This is a genomic window from Chloracidobacterium sp. (genome assembly GCA_016716305.1).
GTDB lineage: Bacteria > Acidobacteriota > Blastocatellia > Pyrinomonadales > Pyrinomonadaceae > OLB17.
Genome location: JADJWP010000002.1, coordinates 3,090,045 through 3,114,689, shown reverse-complemented (window position 1 = coordinate 3,114,689; position 24,645 = coordinate 3,090,045). Strand labels below are relative to the sequence as shown.

The window sequence follows — 24,645 nt, the reverse complement described above, 5'->3', positions numbered from 1 at the left end:
GTCGATCTCGGATATGTGATATCGGATGGCGGGTCTCTGGCATCTGCACAGATCCGAACTCCGAATTCCCGTATCCCAAATCGACTCACTGTTGCGTGGGCAGTGCCGGATTTTCACCGGACTTCCATTGCAGCAGATGCCGAAAATCAAGGCACCGCCGTTCGGCGCCTATAAAAACCCTGTCGTCCGCGAACCTCAGACAATTGCCGCCGACCCTCAGACAACCGTCCGAGACCACCAGACAACCGTCTTCAAGGCCCGTATTTCAAAAAATCGGCGTAATTCGCACCTTTCCGGTTGCCGGATTTCGGTCGCGGAGCGAGCTGACGCCGAAAACCTCGGCGATATTCGCCTCGCTGAGCACCTCTTCCGCCGCTCCGGCCGCGAAAAGCCCGCCGCGATGCAGCAAAACAAGCTCGTCGGCAAACTCGGCGGCGAGATTCAGGTCGTGGGTTATCACGACCGCCGCAAAGCCCTCGGCGTCGCACCGCCCGCGGACGAGCCGGAAGATCATCGCCTGATGGGCGAGGTCAAGATTGGCCGTCGGCTCATCGAGCAAGAGAATTTTCGCCTCGGTCGCAAGCGCCCGGGCGAGCACGACCCGCTGCCGCTCGCCGCCCGAAAGCTGATTCATCAATCGCATGGCGTAATTCTGCAGGTCGCACTCGGCAAGCGCCCGCTCGGCGACCGCGACGTCCTCTGCGCGCTCCCAGCCAAACGCTCCACCGTGGGCGAATCGCCCCGAAAGCACAAAATCAAGCACCGTTACGGGAAACTTCGTCTCGTTCTCCTGCGCGACGACCGCGACCCGCCTTGCCGCCTCTTGCCGCGAAAGCTCCGAGAGCGGACGGCCATCGAGCAAGACGCTTCCCTTGTCCGCCCGCAGCGTGCCATTGAGTGCCTTGAGCAAAGTCGTCTTGCCTGCGCCATTCGGCCCGAGCAACGCCAGCAGCCGACCCTCGCCAAGGCTCAGCGAAACCTCGCGAAGCACATCGCACGGGCCGTAACGAACTGAGATAGTGCGAGCTTCGAGCATTTTCAGAACCAACTCGTTAGTAATTGTCCAATTACTAATTACCGATCAAACGAAAAAAGGTGTCTTACGATCGCTTCAACAAAAAGATAAATAGTGGAGCGCCGATCAATGCCGTAATCGCTCCGACCGGAAGTTCCCGCGGGGCGATCGCCGTCCGGGCGATCGTATCGGCAAGCACCACGAAGATCGCACCGGCAAAGGCGGACATCGGCACCACGAGACGGTTGTCGGTCCCGACAACGAGCCGAACGATATGCGGCACGATAAGCCCAACGTAGCCGACCGAACCGCTCGCCGCGACCGAGGTGCCGACCAGCACACTCGCCGCCCCGAAAACAATGATCCGAACGCGGCCGACCTCGACGCCATGGTCAAATGCGTCGCGTTCGCCGATCATCATCAGGTTGAGCGCACGAGCTTGCGATGCGAGAACTATCGTTCCGACCGTCGATGCCACAAGGGTCAGATAAAATCCGTCGAATGTCGCCTGTGAAAGATCGCCTAATAGCCAAAACGTATAACCGCGAAGGCGGGCCGCATCGAGCAGACTTGTCAACAATACGATGATCGATGATAAGAATGTGGTAATAATAACGCCCGACAAAACAAGGCGTTCGACGTTCATTCCCGCCCGACTTCGGGCCATTTGGTAAACCGCAATGGTCGCAACCGCCGCGCCGCCGAAAGCCAGGAGCGGCCGGGCGAACCCGAGTCCATCAAGGAAAACGAATGCGAGGAGCGTTCCTAATGCGGCCCCATTGGAGACTCCGAGGAGGTACGGCTCGGCCAGCGGATTTCTCAGCAAAGCCTGAAGCGATGCGCCTGCCACGGCCAGGCTCGCTCCGACACACGCTCCGAGAAGAACTCGCGGTAGACGGATCTGGAAAAGTATCGCTCTGTGTTCTTCGGATAGACTGAAAACCGAGAATCGCTCGGCGCCGATGGAGACAGCCAGCGCTAGCACAGACCCAAGCGAAGCAATTAGCAGTAACCAGGTTCCTATCCTGCGATTCAATCTTTTCTCTCCGTAACGTTTTTAGACATTCCGTTGACGATCGGTCTATTCACGGCCCAGAGCCTCTGCGATCGTTTCCAGAGCATCGACTAGTCTCGGCCCCGGGCGCGAGATAACATCAGCGTTGATCCGATAAATGCGGCCGTTCTTGAACGCCGGCGAGTTTCTGAGAACCTCATTTGGCTCCATATTATCCTCGCTTTCGGAGAGGATGATCACTTCCGGGTCCAATGCTGCCGCAGACTCTTTACTCAACTTCGGATATGAACTCTCGACATCCTTTGTGACCGAGACGCCGCCTGCACGTTCAATTACCTCGGTCAGAAATGAGCCGCGTCCGATGGTGAATAGTGGTTCCTTTGAGATCTGAAGAAAAACACGCGGCGCGACATTGGCCTTGCGCAAACCCGCAACCGTCTCAATTCGCCGTTCAAGTTCGGTCGCTGCTTTGTCGGCTGCGGTCTCGCTGCCAAATATCGAACCCAATTGACGAAGGCTTCGCGGAACCCCATCGAGACCGCGCACATCAAGCACAAAGACCGAAATGTTTTGCTGCTGTAAGATCGCGGTAAATGCCTCAAGCTGAGAATCCGTGGAAACCAGAACCACTTGCGGCTTCAGAGCGAGAATATTCTCGATATTGGGCGTTTGGGTATCGCCGACCCTACGGATCGATGCCGCCTCCGCCGGGAAATTGCAGTAGGTCGTCACGCCGACAAGCCTGTCGCCGGCACCGGCAGCAAAAACCGATTCCGTTATGCTGGGCGCCAGCGAGACCGCACGTTCAACGGCTGGCGGCAGGTTTACGGCACGCCCAAGATCGTCTTCAACCACCCGAAAGACGGCGTGTTTCGTCACCTCGGCGGTCTTCGAGCAGCCGAACAGAACGGCCGCTAAGACCACAGCAAATGATGCTGTGACAGCGAACCGTTGTCTCGCATGATCCCGCTTCGTTATTCGTGATCTTTGCTCTCGGTCATCTTGTTTCATCTGTTTGTCGGACAAAAAGCAAATGCCCTGTTTTCATCATCCCAAACGATCGGGACGTGAAAACAGGGCACCATTGATACCGTGTTTGCCTCCGATGTTTTGACGCGAAACATCCTATCGGCAAAAACGCAGCAGGCAGGTATTCTGGCTCTATCGAAATGATCGATTTACAGTGACGCGATCGCGCGGGATTTGCACCCGACTTCCCTATTTTGCCGTTTCGTGAAAAAACGACACCTGAAACGCTTAAGAATGTAAAAGAACAAGTGAGCGATTATTACCCTCGGGCCGGTCGATGTCAAATTGGTATAAGTTGAAGCTAACGAATCATAGCCGTCGCTTTCACATCCCTACGTTAAGGTTATTGAACGCAGTGTGTCGAAGAATCCGGGAAATGAAACGTCGACACATTCAGAATTCAATATCTCCGTCTCACCTTCCGCAATAAGCGCGGCAACGGCAAAAGCCATCGCTATTCGGTGATCGCCAAACGAATCGACCACTGCACCTTTAAGCTCCGAGCGGAAAACGCGGAAGCCATCATCGAACTCATCGATCTTTGCCCCCATTTTCCTAAGATTCGCGACGATAGAAGCGATCCGGTCAGATTCTTTTATCCTTAGTTCGGCCGCATCCCGAACTTCGAGACCGCCTTCGATCTGAGTTCCAACGATCGCGAGGATCGGTATCTCATCAATTAGATTCCCAATGACCGGCCCAGCCAAAATGCATTCCCGCATTTCCTTGGGATCGAAGGGAACCACCGTAATATCACCGATCGGTTCATTGGAAGCGATTCGTTGGTTGCTGATCCTGATCTCGGCGCCCATTGAACTAAGGACGTCGACAAACGCCGTGCGTGTTGGGTTTAGGCCGACTCCGGAAAGGCGAAGCTCGGAACCGGGCAGACAAGATGCCGCCGCGACAAAAAACGCGGCAGATGAAATATCCGAAGGCACGTTGATCTCGCGGGACGTAAGCAGAGATGCACCGTCTATTGATATCCGCCGTCCGCGGTCAGTCGAACTGCTGGAAATGCTTGCTCCAAAGAAATCAAGCATCCTTTCGGTGTGATCTCTTGTAGGCGTGGGTTCAAAGACCGTAGTGGTGCCGCTTGTATACAAGCCTGCAAACAGAATACATGACTTCAATTGCGCCGACGCTACAGGCATTTCGTAGTCGATCGGCAAAAGCTCCCTCCTGCCTATGATCGTGAGCGGTGGCATCTCACCGCTGCTTTCGATCGCTGCACCCATTTGCTTGAGCGGATCGATTATCCGACGCATCGGGCGGCGGCTCAACGATTCGTCGCCGATCAAGACACTCTCAAGATCGTGCCCCGCCAGCAGACCGGCGAGCAAACGCATGGTCGTCCCGCTATTGCCGCAATCGAGGGATGCTTCAGAACGTAGATATCCGCCCTTGCCCTTGCCCCTGATCCTCACGTCATTTCCATCTCGTTCGATACCGACGCCTAACTGCATTAGGCATTTCAGCGTCGAAGCACAGTCAGCACTCTCGGCAAAACCTTTGATCTGCGATTCTCCCTCAGCGATCGACGCCATCATGGCTGCCCGATGCGAGATCGATTTATCACCGGGCAGAACCGCCTCGCCGCGTATCGATTTAGCTCGACCTAATCTCATCGCATTGATTGTAGAACTATTCACTCACCGTTGTCTTGACATAGATCGCAACAAACCTATACCTTACTTCTACAGTATTGTGACTGAGACCAAAGAACTTACATTGCCGAGCCGGATTGAGTCCGTCGATGAAGCCGCATTGAAGGCCGAGACGTTTGCGATCGAGATCGGCCTTGGCGACGAATATCTCTCTGCTATCGATCTCGCAGTTCGCGAATCGGTCGCAAATGCCGTTAAGCACGGCAATAAATTTGACGAGACCAAGACTGTCGAGGTCAAGTTCGAAAACACGGACGACGGATTTGAGGTTACGGTACGTGATTTTGGCCCCGGGTTCGATATCGATGAGATACCCGACCCTACTGATCCCGCAAATCTGCTAAAAGCCAACGGCAGAGGCATACTTTTTATGAAGTCCTTCATGGACGTTGTCGAATGGACGAACCACGAAGGTGGAGGGATGGTCGTAAGAATGATCAAGAAACATTGAAAAGTCATCGTTTCTTGGACAAATGCCAATGTGTTGGTCTAAAATCTGCTTTCAACGCAATTTCACATAAACTGAGGAGATAAAAATGTCTGATATCAATATTTCGGAACGCCAGGCCGGCGACGTCACGATCCTTGATCTTGACGGTAAGGTTACGATCGGTGAAGGAAGTGTCGCATTGCGAACGGCGATCCGCCGTCTTCTTGGAGAAGGCAAAAGCAAGATCCTTCTGAATCTCGGATCCGTCGGTTACATCGATTCGAGCGGTATCGGCGAACTTGTCTCGAGCTTCACCGCTGTCAACAAGGAAGGTGGGACGCTTAAGCTGCTGAATCTGACCCAAAAGATCCAGGATCTGCTGGCGATCACCAAACTCCTCACGGTATTCGATGTTTATGAGGCCGAGGCCGACGCATTGGCGAGTTTTGAATAGCTGGAACTCGGGCTTTTCGTATTTCGATTAAGGATAAAGGGACATTATCGTTCCTTTATCCTTTAATTGTTTGGGTTGCATACATCTCGGTTTGGACGATAATCATCTTATTTCCTTTGTACCGAGCCGGTTCCGTATCGTAAGCAGATGAAAAAGTCAGTTATTATTGCGGCACTTTTCGCGTTTTCCGGTATTATCGTCGGTCAAAACGTCCCCACTGGTTTCGATCTCACGAACCATGGTGTACGAATAGAGCCGGACAAACGGGTCATGATCGTTTTAGCTACACTTGATGCAGCAAGAACGACAAACGCAGCGGGCGAATCAGTCCCGGTCATCAACTCGCCTTTGTCGGCAGAGGGAAGCAGGTTCCGGGACCAGCTTAGAAGCGATCTTGCAGCTTTGAACCCCGAACTTCGAGACCGCATTTCGTCGTTCGTCCTTCGCTATAAGCGGAGCCGGCCAATGGCGACCGATTCCGAACTCGTCGCACCCTTTATCTCAATGGCTTACACATTGTCAGCCTACCCCGACCTCGCCGATCCGGTCGTTACCTCCGATCTTCCCGGGTCGCTGCTTGACGTCCTCGATTTCGCGCCGCTTGTAAGGGATTTTTATCGCCGGTCAAGTTTCTCGGGCAATTCTAACGATTATGCAAGATCTTATCTCGCGGTGGCAGACGGCCGGCTTCGAAGTTCGGCGCGGGAAATGGTCAGTGAACTTCTCACATATCTTCAAACAAAGCCGCAGTTATATTTTTCCGAGAAGATCAGGACCGAGACCCAGAAGTCTGGAAGCAAAGATGGGCGCATATCGAACATCGTAACCCGCGAGCGCGAGCGGCGGTTTTTCATTGTGCCGGAAATGCTTGCTCCTGCTGCTACGGTCAATTTTGTAAATATCAAGGACGACTATTACGTCATCTTACCGCCGGACACCGATATCGGATTCTCTGAGGTCAGGCGCGGCTACCTGCAGTTCATCATCGATCCGATAATACTCAGCAACTCAAAAGAGATCGGTACGATCCGCGAAGCCGTGAAAAAATTGCTTGATGAACGGCGAAAGACAAATCCATCGATCTCACCCGATATATACCTAACGATCTCAAGGTCTCTGGTTGCCGCTATCGATTCGAAACAGCTCGAACGCGAACGGATCGAGATCGCGACCGCACAGGCTCGCCAAAAGATCGCCCAGATGAAGACAGACGACGAACGTCGCGCTGTTTCACGAGAACTGGATGAACAAAAGCGTGGTTTTGTGGACGAAACTGCCCTTCGGCTGTCGGAAGATTACGAAAAGGGTGCGATCCTCGTTTTCTATTTTTCCGAACAACTGAAAGGTATCGAGGACTCGGGCTTCGATATTGCTGCGTCCATGCGTGAGATGCTGCTTTCCTTTGATCCGGCGAAAGAGACCGGCCGGCTGGAACAATATGCAGCGGCACGAAACCGCGCTCTTGCAGCTCGCGAAGGCCGCAAAATCACCGGAACGACGGCCGTGATCGAGAACCCGATAACAAGCCGGCTGATCGAGATACAGGAAACGATAAACGCGAAGAATTACAAACAGGCAGAGACGGATCTTAAAGCGCTTCTCGAGAAGAACCCCGGTGAGGCTCGTATCTATTACAACATCGGCCGTGTCGCCAGCCTTTCAGCTGAAAACATCGCCGAAGATGATAAGCAAAAGGCGAAACTGCTTGAAGCAAAGGTAGCCTATGAGAACGTACTTAGGATCGCGACGGTACAGCGGATCGATTCGGCCCTGGTATCTCTTTCCTATGTGGCCCTGGGCAAGATCTACGAGTATTACAACGAGAACTCGTATGCACTTGGCATTTACGAAGCGGCAATAAAGATCGGTGACGTGCCGGGCGGAGCGTTCAATGAAGCGGTCGCTGCAAAAGGCCGGCTCATAAAGAACCAATGACCCGCGCTTCTCGGTGACCCTGACAAAAGAACCGCTTTAGGCTCTTACGTTTTCGGATGCGTTCTGATAACGTCTAACCGATGTCTCCAAAGAACTTTCGAAGCGGGCTCGTCGCGCTTATCGGCCGCCCGAACGCCGGCAAGTCCACACTGCTCAACCGCCTCGTCGGTGAAAAGATCGCCGCCGTTTCGAACAAGCCCCAGACGACCCGACACAAGATCAAAGGAATTGTTACGACAGACGAGGGGCAGATCGTCTTCGTAGATACGCCCGGCGTTCACAAGCCCGGATTTTTGCTGAATAGGCGAATGATGTCGGCGGTTCATGACGCTATACTCTCTGTCGATCTTGTTGTTTTGATGCGTGACGCAAGTGTCTCCACCGGCAACGGCGATAGGTTTGTCCTCGATCTCATTAAGGCCGCAGCAAAGCCCGCCGTCCTCGTTCTGAATAAGATCGATAAGGTCAAAGAAAAAGGCAAACTTCTTCCGCTCATAGAATTTTATTCACTAGAATTTGATTTCGCTGAGATCATTCCGGTTTCTGCGTTGAAAGGCCAGGCGGTCAGCGAACTGCTTGATAACATCATCAAGCATTTGCCGGAAGGCGAACCTCTATTTAATGAAGACGAGCTTACCGACCAGCCATTGCGAAACATCGTCGCTGAAATGGTGCGCGAAAAGATACTTAGGACAACGGGCGAGGAACTGCCTTACGTTACAGCGGTCATCACAGAACGATGGGACGAAAGCGACCCGGAACAGCTCAAGATATTTTGCGCGATCTACGTTGAACGCGTTTCACAGAAGGCGATCGTGATCGGCAAAGGAGCTTCGAAACTGAAACAGATCGGCATAGATGCCCGCCGTGATATCGAAACCCTCTTAGGGCGCCACGTCCACCTGCAGTTGTTCGTAAAGGTCGTCGACGACTGGCGAAATAAGGAAAGAGAACTTGACGAAATGGGGATCATGGAATGACTGCAACAACCATTTTATTGTTGGTTATCTCGAACGTCTTCATGACGTTGGCATGGTATGGCCATCTCAAATTCAAACAAAGCCCGTTATGGATGGCAGTGATATTGAGTTGGGGACTCGCGTTGTTCGAATACGCGTTTCAGGTGCCTGCGAATCGGATCGGGTCTGAAGTGATGAGCGTTACGCAATTAAAGATACTGCAGGAAGCGATCACGCTTGTGGTCTTTACGATCATCGCATTCCTGCTCTTCGGCGAGACCCTCAAATGGAACCATTTTGTCTCATACGCATTTCTGATCGGAGCTGTTTTCTTCGCATTTATTAAATGACCAAGAGCGCTGAAAAATGGCATTCCATCGAGGTTTCAGTAAGTGCTGAAGCGGCCGAGGCGATCGAATTTGCGTTCAATTCGCTTGACGCTTCGGGTACGGCGATCAACCGACTGGGTAATGCGCACGCCGACACGGTAATTGTTGCTGGTTATTTTTCCGAGTTGCCCGAAAGCGACGTCATCGACGCTGAGGTTAGGTTTGCTCTGGAGGCCTACGGCTTTGGTGAAGACGTCGTGTCCGGTATTGCCAAGAGCGACGTCGAACAGACCGATTGGCTGCTTGAATGGAAAAAGCACTGGCGACCGACGAAAGTCGGCGGATTTATCATCGCACCTTCGTGGGAAACGGTCGATGACACGTCAAAGATCTTGATCCGCATCGAACCGAACATGGCCTTCGGAACCGGCACCCACGAAACCACACAGCTTTGTTTGCGCGCGATCGAGGCCAATATCGATAAGCGGGACACATTCCTGGATGTCGGTACAGGCACCGGAATTCTTGCGATCGGAGTCGCTCTGCTGCAGCGACGTTCGAATGGCGGCGGTCGCATCGGAACAATTGTCGCGTGCGATACCGATGTCGATTCTATCGCGATCGCCCGCGAGAATTCGGCGCTTAATGGCGTCGGCGAGAATATAGACCTCTTTGTCGGCTCGATCTCAGATTCGACCCTTCCCGCCGACTTTGTGTGCGCAAATCTGACGCTGGACGTGATCGTGCCGCTGCTTGACCTGCTTATTGCTCGAGCAAAAAAGACGTTGTTATTATCCGGTATACTCGTGACTCAAGAATCCGAGATCATCGGTGCTCTGTCCGAGCGGGGATTTTCAGCCGCGGAGGTCGGACGAGCAGGAGAGTGGATATCGGTACTGATCCGGGTCGCACGCCCAACTGCCGCATCATAAAAACCCTGAACTGATCAGAAACTAGTTGTTCTTCGTTTGAGGAACCGCGACGGGAATGTCGCCGTCATCGGTGATGGTGATCATCGGTTCACGGATTGTCGGTCGGCTTCGCGGTAGCGATCGTAGCACGGGCGGGATTCGAGGTGACGCGATGTCAGCAGGAGACAGCTGCTCGGTTCGCTTTAATATCGAGCCTCCGCGGCCTGCGATCCAAACGTTCTGTCCGCCGCGGTAAACGACCGCCTGCATCACCTTGCCGGTAATATTCCGCTGGCTCTTCCATGAACGGCCGCCATCTTCCGTCAGAATGATCGTTCCCTGCTCACCGACCGCGATCGCCGAATCCTTGCCTAAAGCGGTCACTGCAAAGAGATTTGCTCGGATCGGTGTTTCATTGTCTGTCCACGTTGCACCGCCGTCCGCGGTACTTAAGACAATACCGTTGGCTCCGACGGCAAATCCGATCCGATCATCGTTAAAGCTGGCCGAAAAGAGATCTTCAGCGACGTTCGTCCTCACGCTTGCCCATGTTTGGCCGCCGTTCAGGGTGCGAATTATCGTCCCCTTGTCGCCGACAGCAACAGCATGCTTATCATCAAGAAACTCGATGTCTTCGAGCCAGGATCGCGTTCCCGATTCAACACGTTCCCAGTACGCTCCCGCAGACGTCGTCTTCAGGATCAAACCGGCTGCACCGACAGCAAAACCGAGTCGGTCGGTGACAAAGTGAACTCCGAGAAGGTCTTCCGTCACTCCGGATATTCCCTGCCCCCAACTTGCCCCACCGTTGATCGTACGCAGAACGACACCTCTGTCACCAACGATCCAACCCCTTTGACCGTCAAAGAAGTGAACCGCGTTAAGGTTTGAGGCCGTATTCGAAAACACAGGGAGCCACATTTTGCCGGCATCGTTCGTGATCCAGATCCGGCCGTTCGACCCGACGGCGACACCGAGTTCGTTGTTTAAGAACGCAAGGTCGTTCACATCTTCACGGCCGCCCTGTGTTAACCGCTGCCAGCTATATCCGCCGTCGTCGGTGCGGACGATAAGGCCATTTTCGCCGACCGCCCAACCGGTGAACTGATCGGCAAAATGTACGGAAACAAGTTTAGGATTCGTACGCACGTTAAATGGAAGCCAGGTGCGGCCGCCGTCACCGGTTATCCAGACAAGACCGTTCGAATCCGTCATCGACCCGTTTCGCCCATCAGAAAAACACATCGAAAGAAGGTCGCCGCGCGAGAATATCTCGATCCGGCTCCAGGTCGCTCCGCCATCCACCGTGCGGGCAACACATCCGGCTTGGCCCGCAATTACGATCTCACTTGCTGTAAGAAACTGGATCGCATTCACTGCGGCTACCCCGCACGGGGCCGAGCTTTTCCATGTTGCCCCGCCATTGCTTGTGAGAAGGAACGTCCCGGCTGAACCTCCGGCCGCCGCGTTCGCGGCATCAAACGCTGTGACCGATGCAAGGTCGTTTCGAGACCCGGTTTTTTGCAAGCTCCATGTCTCGCCGCCGTCTGTGGTCTTGATGACCCGTCCATAGGTGCCGACCGCCCACCCGACGGTGTTGTTTGGGCCGGCAAAGGCTACGTCGAGAAGATGATCCCGAGTTCCGGAATCGACTGGTTTCCAGTCCTTTCCCGAATTATCGGTGATGAGTACTGCACCGCGAACGCCAACGACGATCGCGTTCTTGCCATTACGTACGAATACGCCGTTGTAATTCACTCCGCCCAAAACCGAATTCATCCGCCATTCAAATCCGCCGTTTTCTGTCGTTAGGATCGAATTGTCGGCACCGACGGCCAGACCGAACGTCCGGTCTTTTGAAAAGTGGATGGCAGATAATGGATTTCCCTGGGGTAAGGGGTTTTGCCAAACCCAACCGTTGGCACCGCGTTGTGCCAATACGAACGGCGATGTGAATGCAAAAAAGACAATGACCTGACAGATCACGTACAGGCGTCTCGACATTATTGGCAAAAGCGATGAACGCATGCAGAAATTTGTAATACGTGGAACAAAGTTCATCCAGCTGATCGAAGGCGGCAAAGCGAAGATGTCGCCGTCAAACTTCAAGTACACCGATACTGAGGACGAGTTCGTCGAGGAGTTCGCGGTCGACCTTTCCGTCCTTCGCGATCTTTCTGGCCGCCGTGTCGGCAACTTCCTGGATCTCATGGCCGGAATGGCCTTTGACCCATTCCCATTCGATCGTATGTTTTGCGGCTGCCTTGTCGAGCCGAGACCACCATTCGTGATTGGTCTTGCGCTTCCAGGTTCCGCCCATTGTTTCAACTACATATTTCGAATCTGAGAGCAATTTCACCTTACAAGGTTCTTTCAGATTCTCAAGACCGATCGCTGCGGCGGCGATCTCAGACTGTTGGTTCGTTGCACTCCCGAGATATTCGCCGACCGCTTTCCAATAGCCTTTGAAGCCAAGTACAGCAACAGCCGCCGCACGCGGATTCCCCTTTCCGTTGCCGAGGCTCGAACCGTCGCAAACAATAGTGACTTGCTTCACTCGCCCACCCTTATTTCGTGATCCATATACCCTTCGAATGTGTCGTCATGCGAAATTACAAAAAGCTGGTCAAAAAATGTGATCTGCCCGATCTGCTGTGCCAGATTTTCGCGGCGTTCGGCGTCCATGTTCGTCGTTGGTTCGTCGAAGAAAGCGATGCGAATGTCCGAAAGCTGTTTCAGCAGTGCCAACCGGACCGACAATGCCGCCGCCATCTGCTCGCCGCCGGAAAGACTCTGAAACGGCCGCTCGTAGCCGCCTTCTTCCAAGACTATACCGTAATCGTCAGCCCATTTTAGCGTCCTTTCAGCGCTCCCGGTGATCTCGCGAAACAACTGGTTAGCTTCATGCGAAACGTGGAATACATAGTTTCGAGCGACCAGCGGAGCGACTTCCTTTAAGGTATCACGGATGAAAACGGTCAGGCCCAAAACGCCTTCAAGACGATCGCGTTCCTTCATAACGTCGCCAAGTTCGACCTTTATCTGCTCAAGCCGGTCCATTTCGGCCCTGATCTCGTTTTGACGTCGAACCGCATTCTCAAGACGCACACCGATCTCGGCCTGTGCAAGACGCATGGCCGCAAGCCGCTCTTTCTCGGCGCGATGGACCTCCCTGTCGTATGATCCTTTCGCCGATTCTACGTCGGCTTCGATCGCTCGGATCCTTTCCATTATCGCATGGTGATCAGCATTCGCTTTGTCGAGGTTGGCCTTTCTCGCTTCTAGGTCCTTGGCCAGCGACTCGAAAACCAAAAAGGTTCGATGCGCTTCTGAGGTCGAGTCTCTGGTGATGATCGTGCCGGCCAGGTTTTTGTCCAGTTCTTTGAAATCGTCAAGCTGCTCGACCAATAATCGCCGATCGTTTTCGAGACGTTCGATGTTGCTTTCGATCTTGGTCACAGTTTCGCGAACTTCCGTCTCTTTACCAGCGTCACGCTCAAGAATCGATATCCGGCCGCGCGGATCGTCGAGGCTCTGAAGCCGCTCTTCGGCATCACGCAGCGTCGCGTCGAGAGCCGCGTTTTCATCACCTGCGATCGCGATCGCATCGAGCTCGCTTCTAAGGCGTTTTCCCTCGGCTTCGATCTCGACAGCTCTTTCTTCGAGTGACGAGACCCGAACTGCGACGCGTTCGGCATCGCGCGAAACCGTAAGTTCACGATCTAGCTGCAAATGTTCGGTTTCGAGCACCTTGATCCTTTCACGAACATCTTCGAATTTCGTCTTAACAAACCCTTCAAGCGTCTGCCCTTCTTTCAAATTCAGACATTTTTCCGAAAGGATCGGGCACAACCCGTTCTTTATTTCGCTCTGGAATCGCTCATCGCGTTCAAGTCCGGCTCGCAGATTTGCAAGTTCGGTAACGATCAGGGCCTGCCTTCTCTGCTGTTCCGGAAGCATCGCGGCGGTCGCCTTCGCGGCCACTGCTTGTTCCAGGGCCGCCTTGTTTTGAGCAAAGGCTGAGCGAAGGGCCTTGAGCTTTTCTTCAAGTTCAGCGGCCTGATCCAACCGAAACCGGAGATTCGCTTGCTTGCTTCGCAACTCCGCTATCTCTTTTTCAGCCTGGGTCTGTTCATCGACAAGTGGCCGAAGTAAAACGATCTCTTTGTGCGAATTCTCGATCGCCGCCATTTGAAGCCGAATGTGGCGCTCCTCCGCCCGAACCGCAGCTTCTGCATTCTCTACCTTTAGCAATTCTGTCTTGAGGCGGTCTCTTTCAGCACGTTCGCGTTCTAACTCCTGCAAGCGGCCCAACGCCGCGATATGCCTGCCGGCATCATCTCGGACCATTTCGATCTTTGCCGCGGCGAGTTTCGACTCTTCAAACTCCGATCGCTTTTGCTCGACGGCGGCCTCGATCCGTAATTTCTCATTCGAAACGGCTTGGAGTTCCGATGCAAGTTCGGCGAGGGCAGCCTCACGTTCATCCATCGAAGCGACAGAACTCGCTTTCTCGGCAACCGCGGCCGCTATCGCCTCCTGTTCCGAGACAAATCTTGCAGCTTCAGCAGAGGCCATCCGGCTCTCTTCCTTTACCGCATCGAGCCGGTTCAACTCGCCCTCTGAACGAGCGATCTTTTCCCGAACAAGAGAGATCTGGCTTTCAACGACGCGCTGTGTCTTAAGGAGTTCGTCGGCTCCGCGTCTGTATTCCTCGACCTTGAGAAGGGCGTCAAACGTGCGTTTGCGATCTGCTGTAGTAGCAAGAAATATCGCTGTCAACGTACCCTGCGGTACGCCAATAGCTTGTTTGAATAGCGACTGGAGATCGGTTCCGGGTTCGACGCCGAGGTGATTCCAGAGAAAACGCAGCACCTCCTCCTTCTTGTCGGCGATACGGATCTTCAATCCCGGATCGTAAACATAGTATCCGGTTCCCGTATCGCGATAGACCGTGTACTCACGCTCATCGAGGCCGCTTTCAAATCTAACCCGGGCGACGCCTTTCTTCGCTCCTCGACGAACAAAGTCATCCTTCTTGTAGTCGAGCAGGTCGAACAAGGTCCACGCGACCGCTTCGATAAGCGTGGTCTTTCCGGCACCGTTCGGGCCGGTTATCGCGGTCGAGCCGCGGGAAAACTCGAATTTAGAATCAACGTGAGACTTAATATTCTCAAGTTCGATCTTTGTTATATGCATTCTTTCGAAGCTGTTCGTGAAAACACTCTATGTCGGATACACTAGATTTTAGGACAATAGAGACGAAAGCTAAAGAATGGCCGCTGAATATGATCGAAGCTTGGGGCTTTGACATCGATCACGCAGTTCAATCAGCGATCATGGTCAAAAAATATGAAGATCGGCCCGGGCGAAAGTGTAATAATCGTGCTCCATACACCGCGCGAAAAATATCTCGCGATAGTCGATGAGATCAGCCCGGCCGGCGTGTTTGCCCGAACCATCGATCTCGGTTACTTCGACGACTGGTGCCGATCCATCACCGAAGGCGAACCATATCTGCCGATGGATGCGACCTTTCTTCCGATGTGGCGTATTGAACGCATTACGCTCGACGCGTCATCGCAAGGCCATCCTTCGATGGCCGAACAGTTTGAGAAACGAATAGGAAAGAGCCTAGGTGAGTTTTGATCGGCCCGTAGCGAGGGTCTATTGAGCCGGTTTAGCGATATTGATGCTGCCGCTGGTGGTGGTAAGTTTCAGATTGCACATCTCGCCTTTTCCGATCGTTGCATTAAGGTTCTTGCCGCCGGGCGAGACCGTTTCGTATGTGATCGTCATAGGCAACGCAGACTTAAAACTGCCAAAACCGTATGATGCGGTTATCGAACAGGAAGTCTCTGCCGGAAGCTGCAGACGAATGGAACCGTTCGAGGTTTTGAAGTTGTAGATCCCGCCGACGAGAAACTTCCCGTCGAATGCCACGGAACCGGTGATCGTATTCGCCTCGATCTGACGATGTTCGACACGCTGGATGGAGATAGCTCCGCTGTTCGTTTTTGCACGGAACAATTCGCCGATCTGACCGGGGGTGACATCGTAAGCAACGATGTTGCCCGTAGTGCTTTCAAGCGAAATAGCTCCGGCCGAGCTCTCGACCAAAAGGTCGCCCTGCAGCGCAACCGCGTTTATACCGCCGGATATATTGTTGAGCGAAATATTGCCCTCAACGATTTTTGCCCGAACTTTTTTTATAGAATCGATCGAGACATCGGTCGAACGCCCTTCGAGATCGACAGTAGCACCTCTCGGCACGTCGATCTCGATGCTGTCCCCAGACAGGCACGTTGCCGCCGGTGCCGGAGTAGCTCCATCGGCGAGTGCAGGTGCGATCCATACCCAATTCGCTTTTCCTGAAACCGAATCGCGTTCCAGTACGCGGATCGTAAACTTGCGGCCGGAGCGCACAAATACTCTTACCTCGCTCCTGTCCCAGCCATTGATCTTTAGATTACCTTCGGAAACGCAGAATTTGATGTTCACGTTCGGATCGGCGGCAACTCGCAGTTCACCATCGCCGCGTCCGGCGGTAGTGACCACTGGGGCTGCAGGCGGCTCGCGCCGAGTCGGTTCGACTCGTGTTCGCGGCGGTTCGGGAACTGTCGGCGTCTGTGCGGCAACGCGAGGCACCGAAGTCACCCCCAAAATTGCCAGGGCCGCTATTGCGAACGTAATTTTACAATTTGCTGAATTCATCCGATCCCCTAAACCGATCTATCTAAGGCTTGCCATCAACTCCTCGCGTTGACCAACGGAATTCAGGAGATCGATCTTGTCCTGATACGAAGCGTAAAGAACCTGCCTCGCAGTCTGATTTCGCGGGTTCTTGCGCACATATTCCCTCATACGTTTGATCGAATCGTCGACGACCGCAAGGTCGCGTTCAAAGGCCACGCGTGACGCAGGCGGCAAAACCCTATCTTTTTGTCCATCTACCGATGAGCTGAGCTGAGCAATGGTCCGGACGTAGCTTTCCTCGCCGGCAATATACTGCAGCGTCATTGGCCTCGCTTCGGGCTGCGGCTGTGCCTGACGTACGGAGCCGCTCGAGTAGTTGGCTGTGATAACTGCTGGACGCCGAACCTCGCGATCGACCACTGGCGGAAGTTCGTTTCTGACCAGATCGGGCTCGCTTAAAGTCGCAACAGAGATGTCAGGTCCGTTTGCGGAGCCAACGTCCGAGCTAGCCGGAACTGCTGCGTTCTCCACGATCGGAACCGCGGCGATCTCTGAGCCGCTATCAAGGCCCAACGGCCTGAGCGTCCAGACGCCGGCAGCCAATGCGAAAATAACAAGAACGCCCGCAGCCGCGGAGAGCGACGGATTCGCGAGATAAAAGGCAAGAACTCCGTAAGCTCTCTTCCATATCGAAGCGTTTTCCTTTTCATGGTCGATCGATTCGTTGATACGACTCCATAAACGCTGGGTCGGGACCAGCGAATTCAATTCATTTTCGAGAGCCGAAAAGACCAAGGCGTTCTCGTCTTCGGCCTGTGACAGCAAGAGTGCGCAGCTGTCGCAATCCGAAAAATGGCCTGCCATTTTCACCGCGACCTCAGGTGGCGTTTCACCGTCCAAAAATTCCTGGATCTTACCAATGTCAATACACTCTTTGCTCATAACGTCTCTCTCCCGACCTTTCCGTAAAATCTGAGGAACTCTTGCCTCGCACGTGCCACATAGGTGCCGATACTCGTCTCGTTGAGCGAAAGGCTTTCCGCGATCTCGCGGTAGGACAGGCCTTGCTGTTTCAAAACCAGACAACTTCTGAGCGGTTCCTTGACTTTGCTCAGTGCGCGATTCACTTCGTTAAGTTCGCTCTTTTGTTCATACTCCGATTCGACCGAGATCACACTGTTTTCTACTGTTTCTTTGACGTAATTCTCGTCTCTTGTGTTCGCCCTAATATTCCCGCGAACCGTGTTCTTGGCCAAGTTCAATGCAACCCTTATCAGCCACGGCCGAAGCATCTCCGGATCATTGATCGAATTCAAATTCTTGTAAAGCTTAACGAAAACCTCTTGTGTCACATCCTCGGCCAGAGCAGCGTCCCGCACCACCGACCGTGCGGCGCGAAATACGGTTCGATGGTGAAGCGAAAAAGCCTCTTCGAATTCGATCGTTTCTTTCGCCGCCGCGGCAGTTGCTTGTTCGGACATCGAGTCCACAAATGTTTCCGTCGCTTTGCTCATTTTCAGCATTGATCAATGCTTTTTCAATAAAGATACACCACAGAAGTGGCTTTTGTGACATAAATTACGTTCAAAAATGGACGACGGTCAAAGCATCTGCGATCTCCGGCGGAAAATCAGATGCCGGTGCGGCCGTAACGGCAAAAATGTGGCTGTTGGAGTCGTGACTTGCACGTCGAACCAGAGCTTCGAATCGAGCGGTTTCCGGTCCGATCAGATCCACATGCCTGGCATCGGCTACCGCAAGCCGCTTAAGACAGTCGTGGAGATGTCTCGTACCGATTCCCGGCTCACGCTCTTCATCGTCAATTATCAGGCAAATCTCTGCCTGTTCCTCGGTGAAGTGGGCGATAAGCGAGGCTGCCTTTCTGACGGCACGTTCGAAATCCTCCGATCGTTTGAGTTCTGCTCCGTCTTGCTCCGCGTCGATCTTCTGCCTTATTGTCAGCTTGGCCAGCGGATCGTCGGTCGTCCGACGGTCAAGGAATACGGTGATCTTCTTGTCATCCTCGGCGGCGAATTCACGCACGATCAAATGCCTTGACCTGGCAGTCGCCTTCCAATCTACGCGTCTGAGGTCGTCGTTCGGATGATAATCGCGCAGGGCAAGTAGATCCTGGCCAGACCCCTTGAGGTTCGTCATCACTTTTCCCGCATCCAGAGGTACGCTGTCGATCTCGTTATCAAGCGTATCGATCGGCGGAAATACTATTAGTTCTGTTTCTTTTGCCGGCAGTCGTCGACGATGTCTGAAAAAGGCGAATGGGAACTTTGTCGAGATCTCGAAGTCTTTTATCAAGAACCTTCCGCGGTTCGGGAAAACGTGAAACGTGCGGCTTTCGGTCATCTGGCTGCGAGGAACGTGGACAAAGTAGTCGAGCGTTCGACGAACGATCGGGGCACGGGAGAGCCGCTCAGCGATGCGTTTGGGCAAAATATCATGCAGATCTTCCGCTGCGATCGACCGTTCGCGTTCATTGCCTCGTACTTCGGCAACGACCGAAATGCTTGGAAGCACCTTTTTTCTGTTGTTAAGCGTGACCAGGATCGGCGTTTCTTCGCCTGCAAAAATGGTCTCGGGGAAACGCATTTTTACGTCGAGTTTTTTCAGCATTATCGCCCCCGCCATAAACCCGACCATCATCGCACCCGTCAAGAACGACAAAACCAAAAACAAGAGATTGTTTCCGGTGTTCCACGCAGAAAATGCGACTATGACGATAAGAGCGATCATGATCGCCCCGCCGATGGTGATCTCGAAGGGCAGGTTCAGCTGATTGGCTTCTTTGCTGGCATTGCGGGCAAGCGGAGGAACTACGAATATCAGTATCAGGATAACGAAAACGAGCGACACCGCAGCGGCGATGCCGGCGAGTTTCGGCTGCTCCGTACGATGGGCGTAAAGTGTCAATAAGGCGAGCCCGACACCGCCGACAATGACGAGGAACGCCAGTAAGCCGTTTCGCAGGTCGCGAAGGCTGAATAATTGCCGGAGTTTGCTGAATTTCACGAAAATGTCGCCGATGCCGAGATCGATCTTTTACACCGGAACTGCAACTTTTTGAAGGATGTCTTGAAGCGCCGCCTCGGCTTCGCGCGTTCGATTCTTGAGTCCCGAAGATCTCGAGTTTACGATCACCCGATGGGCGAAACAAGGAAGAACGAGCCGTTTGATATCGTCTGCAATACAGTAATTGCGCCCCTCGATAAGCGCCATGGCTTGCGCGGATCGGAAAAGTGCAAGGCTGCCACGCGGGCTGATCCCGAGTTCGAGTACCTCCGAATGCCGTGTTTCATCAACGATCTGCAAGAGATAGTCGACAAGTGCCTCGTCAAACCGAACGGACGTCACCATGTCCTGAAGTTCAATGATCTCGCCCTGGTCGAGCACCGGACGTATAAGGTCCAAGGGGTTGATACGCTCCCGGTCATGGAGGATCGATCTTTCATCCTCAAGGCTTGGATAACCCATGTGCAGTCGCAGCATGAAACGGTCGAGCTGCGATTCCGGCAATGGATAGGTCCCATGATGCTCCGACGGATTCTGTGTTGCAATGACCATGAAAGGCAGCGGAAGCCGCCGCGATATCCCTTCGACGGTAACCTGTTCTTCGGCCATTGCCTCAAGGAGCGCTGACTGCGTTTTCGGCGTAGCTCGATTGATCTCGTCCGCAACCACGACATTCGAAAAGATCGGGCCGGGCTTCCACTCGAATTCGCCGCTCTTCTGATCAAAGATCGAAAGTCCGATAACGTCAGACGGAAGCAGGTCAGAAGTGAACTGAATACGCTGGATCGAAAGGTCGAGCGCCCTGGCGAGGGCGTTTGAAAGTGTTGTTTTTCCAATTCCCGGCACATCCTCGATCAAAAGATGGCCTTTCGCAAGCAGTGTGACAAGGGCAAACTTGACCGTTTCCGACTTTCCGCGTATCACGCTCTCTATCGCCGCCTGCAATTCAGCGATCTTCGCGCCCGCGTCGAACTTTGTAACAATGGCCTCGGCGGAGGTAGCGGTATTGTCGGCGATCCAGTCTCTCATCCTTGTTTCAGACTTCATTTCGATGGTACACATCGCCCGAACCCGAGGGCAGCGGGCTTACAACTCTTATTCTACTAGATTATCGATGACTGCAGTAGCCTAAAGTTTGCGTGCAATATCCTCGCAGATCGGCCGAATCTAAAGAGGCTATTGGAAAGCGGGGCTAACGACCGGTGGCCGACTGTTTGCATAATGGCAACCCGTCGTTCTAAACTTTTGAAACAATTTGCTATCGATTTCGTGGAACGAAGCGGAGAGTTTTACGCGGGAAATCGAACGTATATGAGAAACAGAATCAGGGATCAACGTGGTTTTAACCTTATCGAGTTAATGATCGTTATTGCGATCATCGGACTGCTCATTGGCGTCGGGGCCGTCGCGTGGGGTGCGATGATCCGGTCCGGGAATGAAACCGCGGCAGCTCAAATGATCGACCGTATCAGGACCTATCAAGCACAATACGCTGCTCGAAACCGGGGCAAATTCGGAACATTCGATGATCTTATCCGCGTTTCGGGCCTGGATGAGAAATTCGCAGGTGAACGTCCTGTGGTGAATGGATATATCTTTACACTAACGCTTGAAGAGCCGTCGGACGCTCGACCGGGATTCTATTCGATCACCGCTGACCCGCAGGTCGGCGAGGGCGTGACGGCAACCGGTACAAGGCATTTTTATACCGATTCGTCGATCGGGACGATAAAAGGGACTGACGAGAACCGGCCGGCAAAAGCCGATGACCCGTCGATCTAACATCTCAAAAAGCCGACTTAGCTCAGTGGTAGAGCACTCGCTTCACACGCGATAGGTCAGAAGTTCGAATCTTCTAGTCGGCATACCATTAATAAAGGGCGAAACGCAAAATAACAGGCCGCAGCATTTTCGCTGTGGCCTCTTGTTTGGCCTCATTGTCGGGCCGCCATGGTTCAATGTCGTTCGGACGGGGTGGCGGCGATGCAGCAGGCGATCTTGGCGATGGTAGTAAATCCGAACAGAAGCGAAGGGCCATTTGCGAAACCGCCGAATTCGCTCTAGTTGTTTCCCGTTCTGCGTAGTATATTGAAATCATGGAAGTGACCGATTTAGAGATTCTTGAGAACGCAGACTTTGTCTGGATTGCTAATATCAACTTTGGAGACGTTCGTGTCCCGCTGCCGGATTTGAGTTCTGCTGTCGATGCACTGAGGAATGGAAACGAGTTCGGCGTTCTTCGCATTACAGCGACGGTACGGCCGGACTTCAATCCTTTGACGGTTACTATCCCGCATAATACGACCTTTTTGGTGGATGATTGGAGCGAATATGTGCTAACGAGATTTAGCGACCGACTTGCCGAAGCTCGTGAAAGCGTAGCCTCATAGATAGCCTAATCGCGTCCGTTTTGGTTCGCAACATCATACATCAACGTGCAATCGGCCGCGGTCGCCGGTACCGTATGTGGCGGTAGAATATGCGAGATTGCAACAAATCCTCCCATCGCCTTTCATCACGTTCCGGCCGTTTCACACGCGATAGGTCAGAAGTTCAAATCTTCTAGTCGGCACCAACATCATCTCAAATTCAGATCAAGGGCCTGCGATAACCTCGCGGCCCTTTTGTTCTCGGCAGGACATCGCCTTCGACATCCATCGTCTCGGTCACAATCCCATTTTTCTCATCAGCGCGCGAAATTCGGGCTCGTTCCTGACCGGATCCCACATTGGATCGACATTCACAAAAGGGGCCATAAAAGCATGTTGGTCGATCGCAATGCCCAAGTTGTGATATACAGCTCTTTTATCGCCGAGTTTGATCGCTGCCGTCGCGATCGAAATATGTCCGTTGGGATCTCTCCGTACATTTTGCGAAGCGTTCTTTGCCAACCAGCGCCAATACCCAACTACTTCAGGATCAAGGCTTGCATCGGGCGATTTCTTTGGTTCGTCGTTGGCCGAGACTGAAACCGCACCGTTTGTTGGGGAATAACGGTTGAGTTCATTCCCGACAAGCATTTGTTGAGATATCGCCTCTTGGATTCTCTCTGTCTGTAGATATATCGAAGCCAGGTGCGCGTGTGCATAAATGAAATTCGGATAGATCTCAAGGGCCTTACGGGCCGATCGTTCTGCCTCGTCATATTTCCGGGCAAAAAATTGAGCTTGTGCTAGATCACCGTACAAGTTATAAGATCCCGGATCGATCAGCAGAGCTTCCTTGAGTCTTGCCTCAGCCTCAAGCGGGCGGCCGCGGATCATCAGCAGCGTTGCGTACCACTGATGCGCCGTCGGATACCCTGGATTGAGTTCGATCGACCTGAGAAGATCTGCTTCCGCCGCTTCCCAATCCCAGTTATGGAACATCTCGATAAATCCACGGGTCGCGTACGCTTCGCCCAGATCTGGATCAAGTTCGATCGCCCGATTCACGGCCGTTAACGCCTCGCCTGCCTGTGGTGCGAATATCGAAGAATCTGCTATTCCAACATAAGCGAGTGCGAAGTCAGGGTCGGCTTTGACGGCGTTTCGGAACAACCGAAGGCCGTCGGTCAGCCCCTCGTTGTTCCGCTTGTTCCAATGATAACGTCCTTCCTGATAAAGCCTTACGGCATCTGCGTTTGGGGACATCCGCCGAGAAACCGATCCACGGTCAACGCTTTCGAGCCCGCGACCGAGCGCGCTGGCAATCGCCTGCGCTAGCTCCGACTGTAAACGCGATCGCTCGTTCAGCGATCCGCTGAACTGCCGCGACCAGATCGTCGCATTATCGTAAAGCCGTACAAGCCTTGCGGCGACCTGCATTCCTTCTGGCGATTCAATGATCGTACCTTCGATCACACTGTCGACCGATAGTTTTTCCCTTATTTCAGAAAGTTCCACGGACGAGTTTTCAAACTGTAATACAGAACTTGTCGGCCGTACGTGGAGACCCGCGGTGCTGCTCAGACTCGAAATGATCGTATCGGCGAAGGCAACGCCCAAATGCCGATTCTGATCATTCGGTTCAACGACCCGGAACGGGATCACGGCGACAGATCGTATCTCAGATCCCGAACCTGCACCAAATGCACCATAGCGATAAGCAGCAAATCCGGCCAATACAGTGATGGCAACTGCCAAAAGCGCGGCGAACGCTGGGGTCTGAACGCGTTTGTACAACGAAGTCTTGCTGCTCAGCGTTTTCGCATCGACGATTGGCTCGGTCTGGGGATCACTTGAGTGGATCTCTTCGACAAGTGTCTGAGTCAACACGCGGCGTTCAATTATCAACTCGGGAGGCGGTTGTGTAATAACGTCGCGCACAAAACGGTATCCGCGCCGCGGAATCGTCTGGATCACAGCATCCTTCTCGCCGTACTTTTGAAATGTCCGTCGAAGCCGGTAAATATGTTGCGCAAGATTGCCTTCCTCAACAAACGAATCGGCCCAGACACGATCAAGAAGTTCACCCTTTGTGACGACGTTTCCTACGCTTTCGATCAAGACGCACAAGATCTCGATCTCTTTCAAGGGAATCTCGACCGGCTGATCGTTAGCCCACAGAACCTTCCTTTCGGGATCCAGTCGAAACTGGCCGAAAGTCCTCAGGTTGCCGAATTCTGCTGCCATACCTGCCTCAAGAAATAATCCAGAAAAAATTGACAAAAGATTTAAGACCTTTCATGCGGCCCGAATCTAAACTCTCCAGATCAACACCAGAACGTTGACCGGCAACACGGGCGGAAGCGATCTCTTAGGTTGATGTTTTCCGTCTGTGAGCCGATTTTAGTGCATATGCCGATAAAAACAAAGAAGTTTTTGATCACCACTGAGACCTGCGAAACGATAAGGATCATTGCCGGAGACGACCATGATCTCGAAAAGATCTGCCCGGTCTGTCTGGCAAGGCTTCGAATGGTATCTGAGGAAGAACTTAGGTCGGAACCACATATACCTGAGATCGACTCGCTGGTTCAACGAAAAGAAAAATAGGGTAACAAGCGGTTGGTGGGATATTACGAGATCGCCATGCTGTCCGATCCGATGTAGCGAGTCAGAAGCCTCTTCAGGTAGTCAATGATGAACGCCGAAACTAATTCTGGCTGAGTTTGAATTTATATTCGCGTAGTTTCATACAAACCTTCGATAGGTGATCTCTATTGTTGTTTCAGGGTGAGGATTAGGCAGGAGAAATGTA

The 24,645-nt window shown here is 53.1% G+C and carries 23 protein-coding genes, 1 tRNA gene and 2 riboswitches; of the genes, 11 read left to right on the top strand and 13 right to left on the bottom strand.

Going from position 1 to position 24,645, the window contains the following annotated elements; translation table 11 throughout:
• Nucleotides 1-9: 9 nt before the first annotated feature.
• Nucleotides 10-174, bottom strand: a riboswitch (cobalamin riboswitch).
• Between the two features lie 91 nt (nt 175-265).
• The 4 genes from IPM28_16150 to aroA form a co-directional block, all read right to left on the bottom strand.
• Nucleotides 266-1,036, bottom strand: a complete 771-nt coding sequence (locus tag IPM28_16150; protein ID MBK9174516.1) for an ABC transporter ATP-binding protein — start codon at nt 1,034-1,036, stop codon at nt 266-268.
• 64 nt (nt 1,037-1,100) lie between these two features.
• On the bottom strand, nt 1,101-2,051 hold the full coding sequence (locus IPM28_16145; protein ID MBK9174515.1) for an iron ABC transporter permease: 951 nt from the start codon (nt 2,049-2,051) through the stop codon (nt 1,101-1,103).
• Nucleotides 2,052-2,096: 45 nt separating this feature from the next.
• Nucleotides 2,097-3,041 carry a cobalamin-binding protein gene (locus IPM28_16140; GenBank protein ID MBK9174514.1) on the bottom strand — a complete coding sequence of 315 codons (945 nt, stop codon included), beginning with the start codon at nt 3,039-3,041 and terminating at the stop codon, nt 2,097-2,099.
• Between the two features lie 116 nt (nt 3,042-3,157).
• A riboswitch (cobalamin riboswitch) is annotated at nt 3,158-3,297 on the bottom strand.
• A 94-nt stretch (nt 3,298-3,391) separates the two neighbouring features.
• Nucleotides 3,392-4,687 (bottom strand): 3-phosphoshikimate 1-carboxyvinyltransferase, encoded by a 1,296-nt coding sequence (gene aroA, locus IPM28_16135; GenBank protein MBK9174513.1) that lies wholly within the window; start codon nt 4,685-4,687, stop codon nt 3,392-3,394.
• Between the two features lie 103 nt (nt 4,688-4,790).
• Here aroA and IPM28_16130 point away from each other — a divergent pair, with 103 nt between their 5' ends.
• The 6 genes from IPM28_16130 to IPM28_16105 all read left to right on the top strand — a co-directional run bounded on the left by IPM28_16130 (nt 4,791) and on the right by IPM28_16105 (nt 9,765).
• A complete protein-coding gene (locus tag IPM28_16130) occupies nt 4,791-5,177 on the top strand; it encodes an ATP-binding protein (protein ID MBK9174512.1) in 387 nt (128 codons plus the stop codon).
• Nucleotides 5,178-5,262: 85 nt separating this feature from the next.
• Nucleotides 5,263-5,610 carry an STAS domain-containing protein gene (locus IPM28_16125; GenBank protein ID MBK9174511.1) on the top strand — a complete coding sequence of 116 codons (348 nt, stop codon included), beginning with the start codon at nt 5,263-5,265 and terminating at the stop codon, nt 5,608-5,610.
• Nucleotides 5,611-5,757: 147 nt separating this feature from the next.
• Nucleotides 5,758-7,545 (top strand): hypothetical protein, encoded by a 1,788-nt coding sequence (locus tag IPM28_16120; GenBank protein ID MBK9174510.1) that lies wholly within the window; start codon nt 5,758-5,760, stop codon nt 7,543-7,545.
• Nucleotides 7,546-7,625: 80 nt separating this feature from the next.
• Nucleotides 7,626-8,525, top strand: coding sequence for a GTPase Era (gene era / locus IPM28_16115; protein ID MBK9174509.1), 900 nt, complete (start codon nt 7,626-7,628; stop codon nt 8,523-8,525).
• Entirely contained in the window at nt 8,522-8,854 is a 333-nt protein-coding gene (locus IPM28_16110; protein ID MBK9174508.1) for a DMT family protein, read from the top strand. Before era ends, IPM28_16110 begins: the two co-directional genes overlap by 4 nt.
• Nucleotides 8,851-9,765, top strand: coding sequence for a 50S ribosomal protein L11 methyltransferase (locus IPM28_16105; protein ID MBK9174507.1), 915 nt, complete (start codon nt 8,851-8,853; stop codon nt 9,763-9,765). The genes IPM28_16110 and IPM28_16105 overlap by 4 nt, the downstream gene beginning before the upstream one ends.
• Nucleotides 9,766-9,786: 21 nt before the next feature.
• On the opposite strand, the gene IPM28_16100 is transcribed toward IPM28_16105, so the two are convergent.
• The 3 genes from IPM28_16100 to IPM28_16090 all read right to left on the bottom strand — a co-directional run bounded on the left by IPM28_16100 (nt 9,787) and on the right by IPM28_16090 (nt 14,943).
• A complete protein-coding gene (locus IPM28_16100) occupies nt 9,787-11,748 on the bottom strand; it encodes a hypothetical protein (protein MBK9174506.1) in 1,962 nt (653 codons plus the stop codon).
• A 94-nt stretch (nt 11,749-11,842) separates the two neighbouring features.
• Entirely contained in the window at nt 11,843-12,301 is a 459-nt protein-coding gene (locus IPM28_16095; GenBank protein ID MBK9174505.1) for a ribonuclease HI, read from the bottom strand.
• Nucleotides 12,298-14,943, bottom strand: a complete 2,646-nt coding sequence (locus IPM28_16090; protein MBK9174504.1) for an SMC family ATPase — start codon at nt 14,941-14,943, stop codon at nt 12,298-12,300. Before IPM28_16090 ends, IPM28_16095 begins: the two co-directional genes overlap by 4 nt.
• 153 nt (nt 14,944-15,096) lie before the next feature.
• Here IPM28_16090 and IPM28_16085 point away from each other — a divergent pair, with 153 nt between their 5' ends.
• Entirely contained in the window at nt 15,097-15,393 is a 297-nt protein-coding gene (locus IPM28_16085; protein ID MBK9174503.1) for a hypothetical protein, read from the top strand.
• Nucleotides 15,394-15,411: 18 nt separating this feature from the next.
• Here the strand turns inward: IPM28_16085 and IPM28_16080 are convergent, their stop codons facing one another.
• The 5 genes from IPM28_16080 to IPM28_16060 form a co-directional block, all read right to left on the bottom strand.
• On the bottom strand, nt 15,412-16,458 hold the full coding sequence (locus IPM28_16080) for a DUF4097 family beta strand repeat protein (protein MBK9174502.1): 1,047 nt from the start codon (nt 16,456-16,458) through the stop codon (nt 15,412-15,414).
• An 18-nt stretch (nt 16,459-16,476) separates the two neighbouring features.
• Nucleotides 16,477-17,382, bottom strand: coding sequence for a hypothetical protein (locus IPM28_16075; protein ID MBK9174501.1), 906 nt, complete (start codon nt 17,380-17,382; stop codon nt 16,477-16,479).
• Complete coding sequence (locus IPM28_16070) at nt 17,379-17,921, bottom strand: sigma-70 family RNA polymerase sigma factor (GenBank protein MBK9174500.1); 543 nt, start codon at nt 17,919-17,921, stop codon at nt 17,379-17,381. The genes IPM28_16075 and IPM28_16070 overlap by 4 nt, the downstream gene beginning before the upstream one ends.
• Nucleotides 17,922-18,024: 103 nt before the next feature.
• Entirely contained in the window at nt 18,025-19,464 is a 1,440-nt protein-coding gene (locus IPM28_16065; protein ID MBK9174499.1) for a DUF58 domain-containing protein, read from the bottom strand.
• Nucleotides 19,465-19,494: 30 nt separating this feature from the next.
• The gene (locus IPM28_16060; protein MBK9174498.1) at nt 19,495-20,493 is read right to left on the bottom strand and encodes a MoxR family ATPase; all 999 of its coding nucleotides are present in this window, start codon (nt 20,491-20,493) and stop codon (nt 19,495-19,497) included.
• Nucleotides 20,494-20,775: 282 nt separating this feature from the next.
• On the opposite strand from IPM28_16060, the gene IPM28_16055 reads away from it, so the two are divergent.
• The 3 genes from IPM28_16055 (at nt 20,776) to IPM28_16045 (ending at nt 21,854) form a co-directional block, all read left to right on the top strand.
• On the top strand, nt 20,776-21,246 hold the full coding sequence (locus IPM28_16055; protein MBK9174497.1) for a prepilin-type N-terminal cleavage/methylation domain-containing protein: 471 nt from the start codon (nt 20,776-20,778) through the stop codon (nt 21,244-21,246).
• An 11-nt stretch (nt 21,247-21,257) separates the two neighbouring features.
• Nucleotides 21,258-21,329, top strand: a tRNA-Val gene (locus tag IPM28_16050).
• 231 nt (nt 21,330-21,560) lie between these two features.
• Nucleotides 21,561-21,854: a hypothetical protein gene (locus tag IPM28_16045; GenBank protein ID MBK9174496.1), complete on the top strand. Its 294-nt coding sequence runs from the start codon at nt 21,561-21,563 to the stop codon at nt 21,852-21,854.
• A 276-nt stretch (nt 21,855-22,130) separates the two neighbouring features.
• Here the strand turns inward: IPM28_16045 and IPM28_16040 are convergent, their stop codons facing one another.
• Nucleotides 22,131-24,077, bottom strand: coding sequence for a winged helix-turn-helix domain-containing protein (locus IPM28_16040; GenBank protein ID MBK9174495.1), 1,947 nt, complete (start codon nt 24,075-24,077; stop codon nt 22,131-22,133).
• A 165-nt stretch (nt 24,078-24,242) separates the two neighbouring features.
• On the opposite strand from IPM28_16040, the gene IPM28_16035 reads away from it, so the two are divergent.
• A complete protein-coding gene (locus IPM28_16035) occupies nt 24,243-24,440 on the top strand; it encodes a hypothetical protein (protein MBK9174494.1) in 198 nt (65 codons plus the stop codon).
• Nucleotides 24,441-24,645 lie beyond the last annotated feature (205 nt).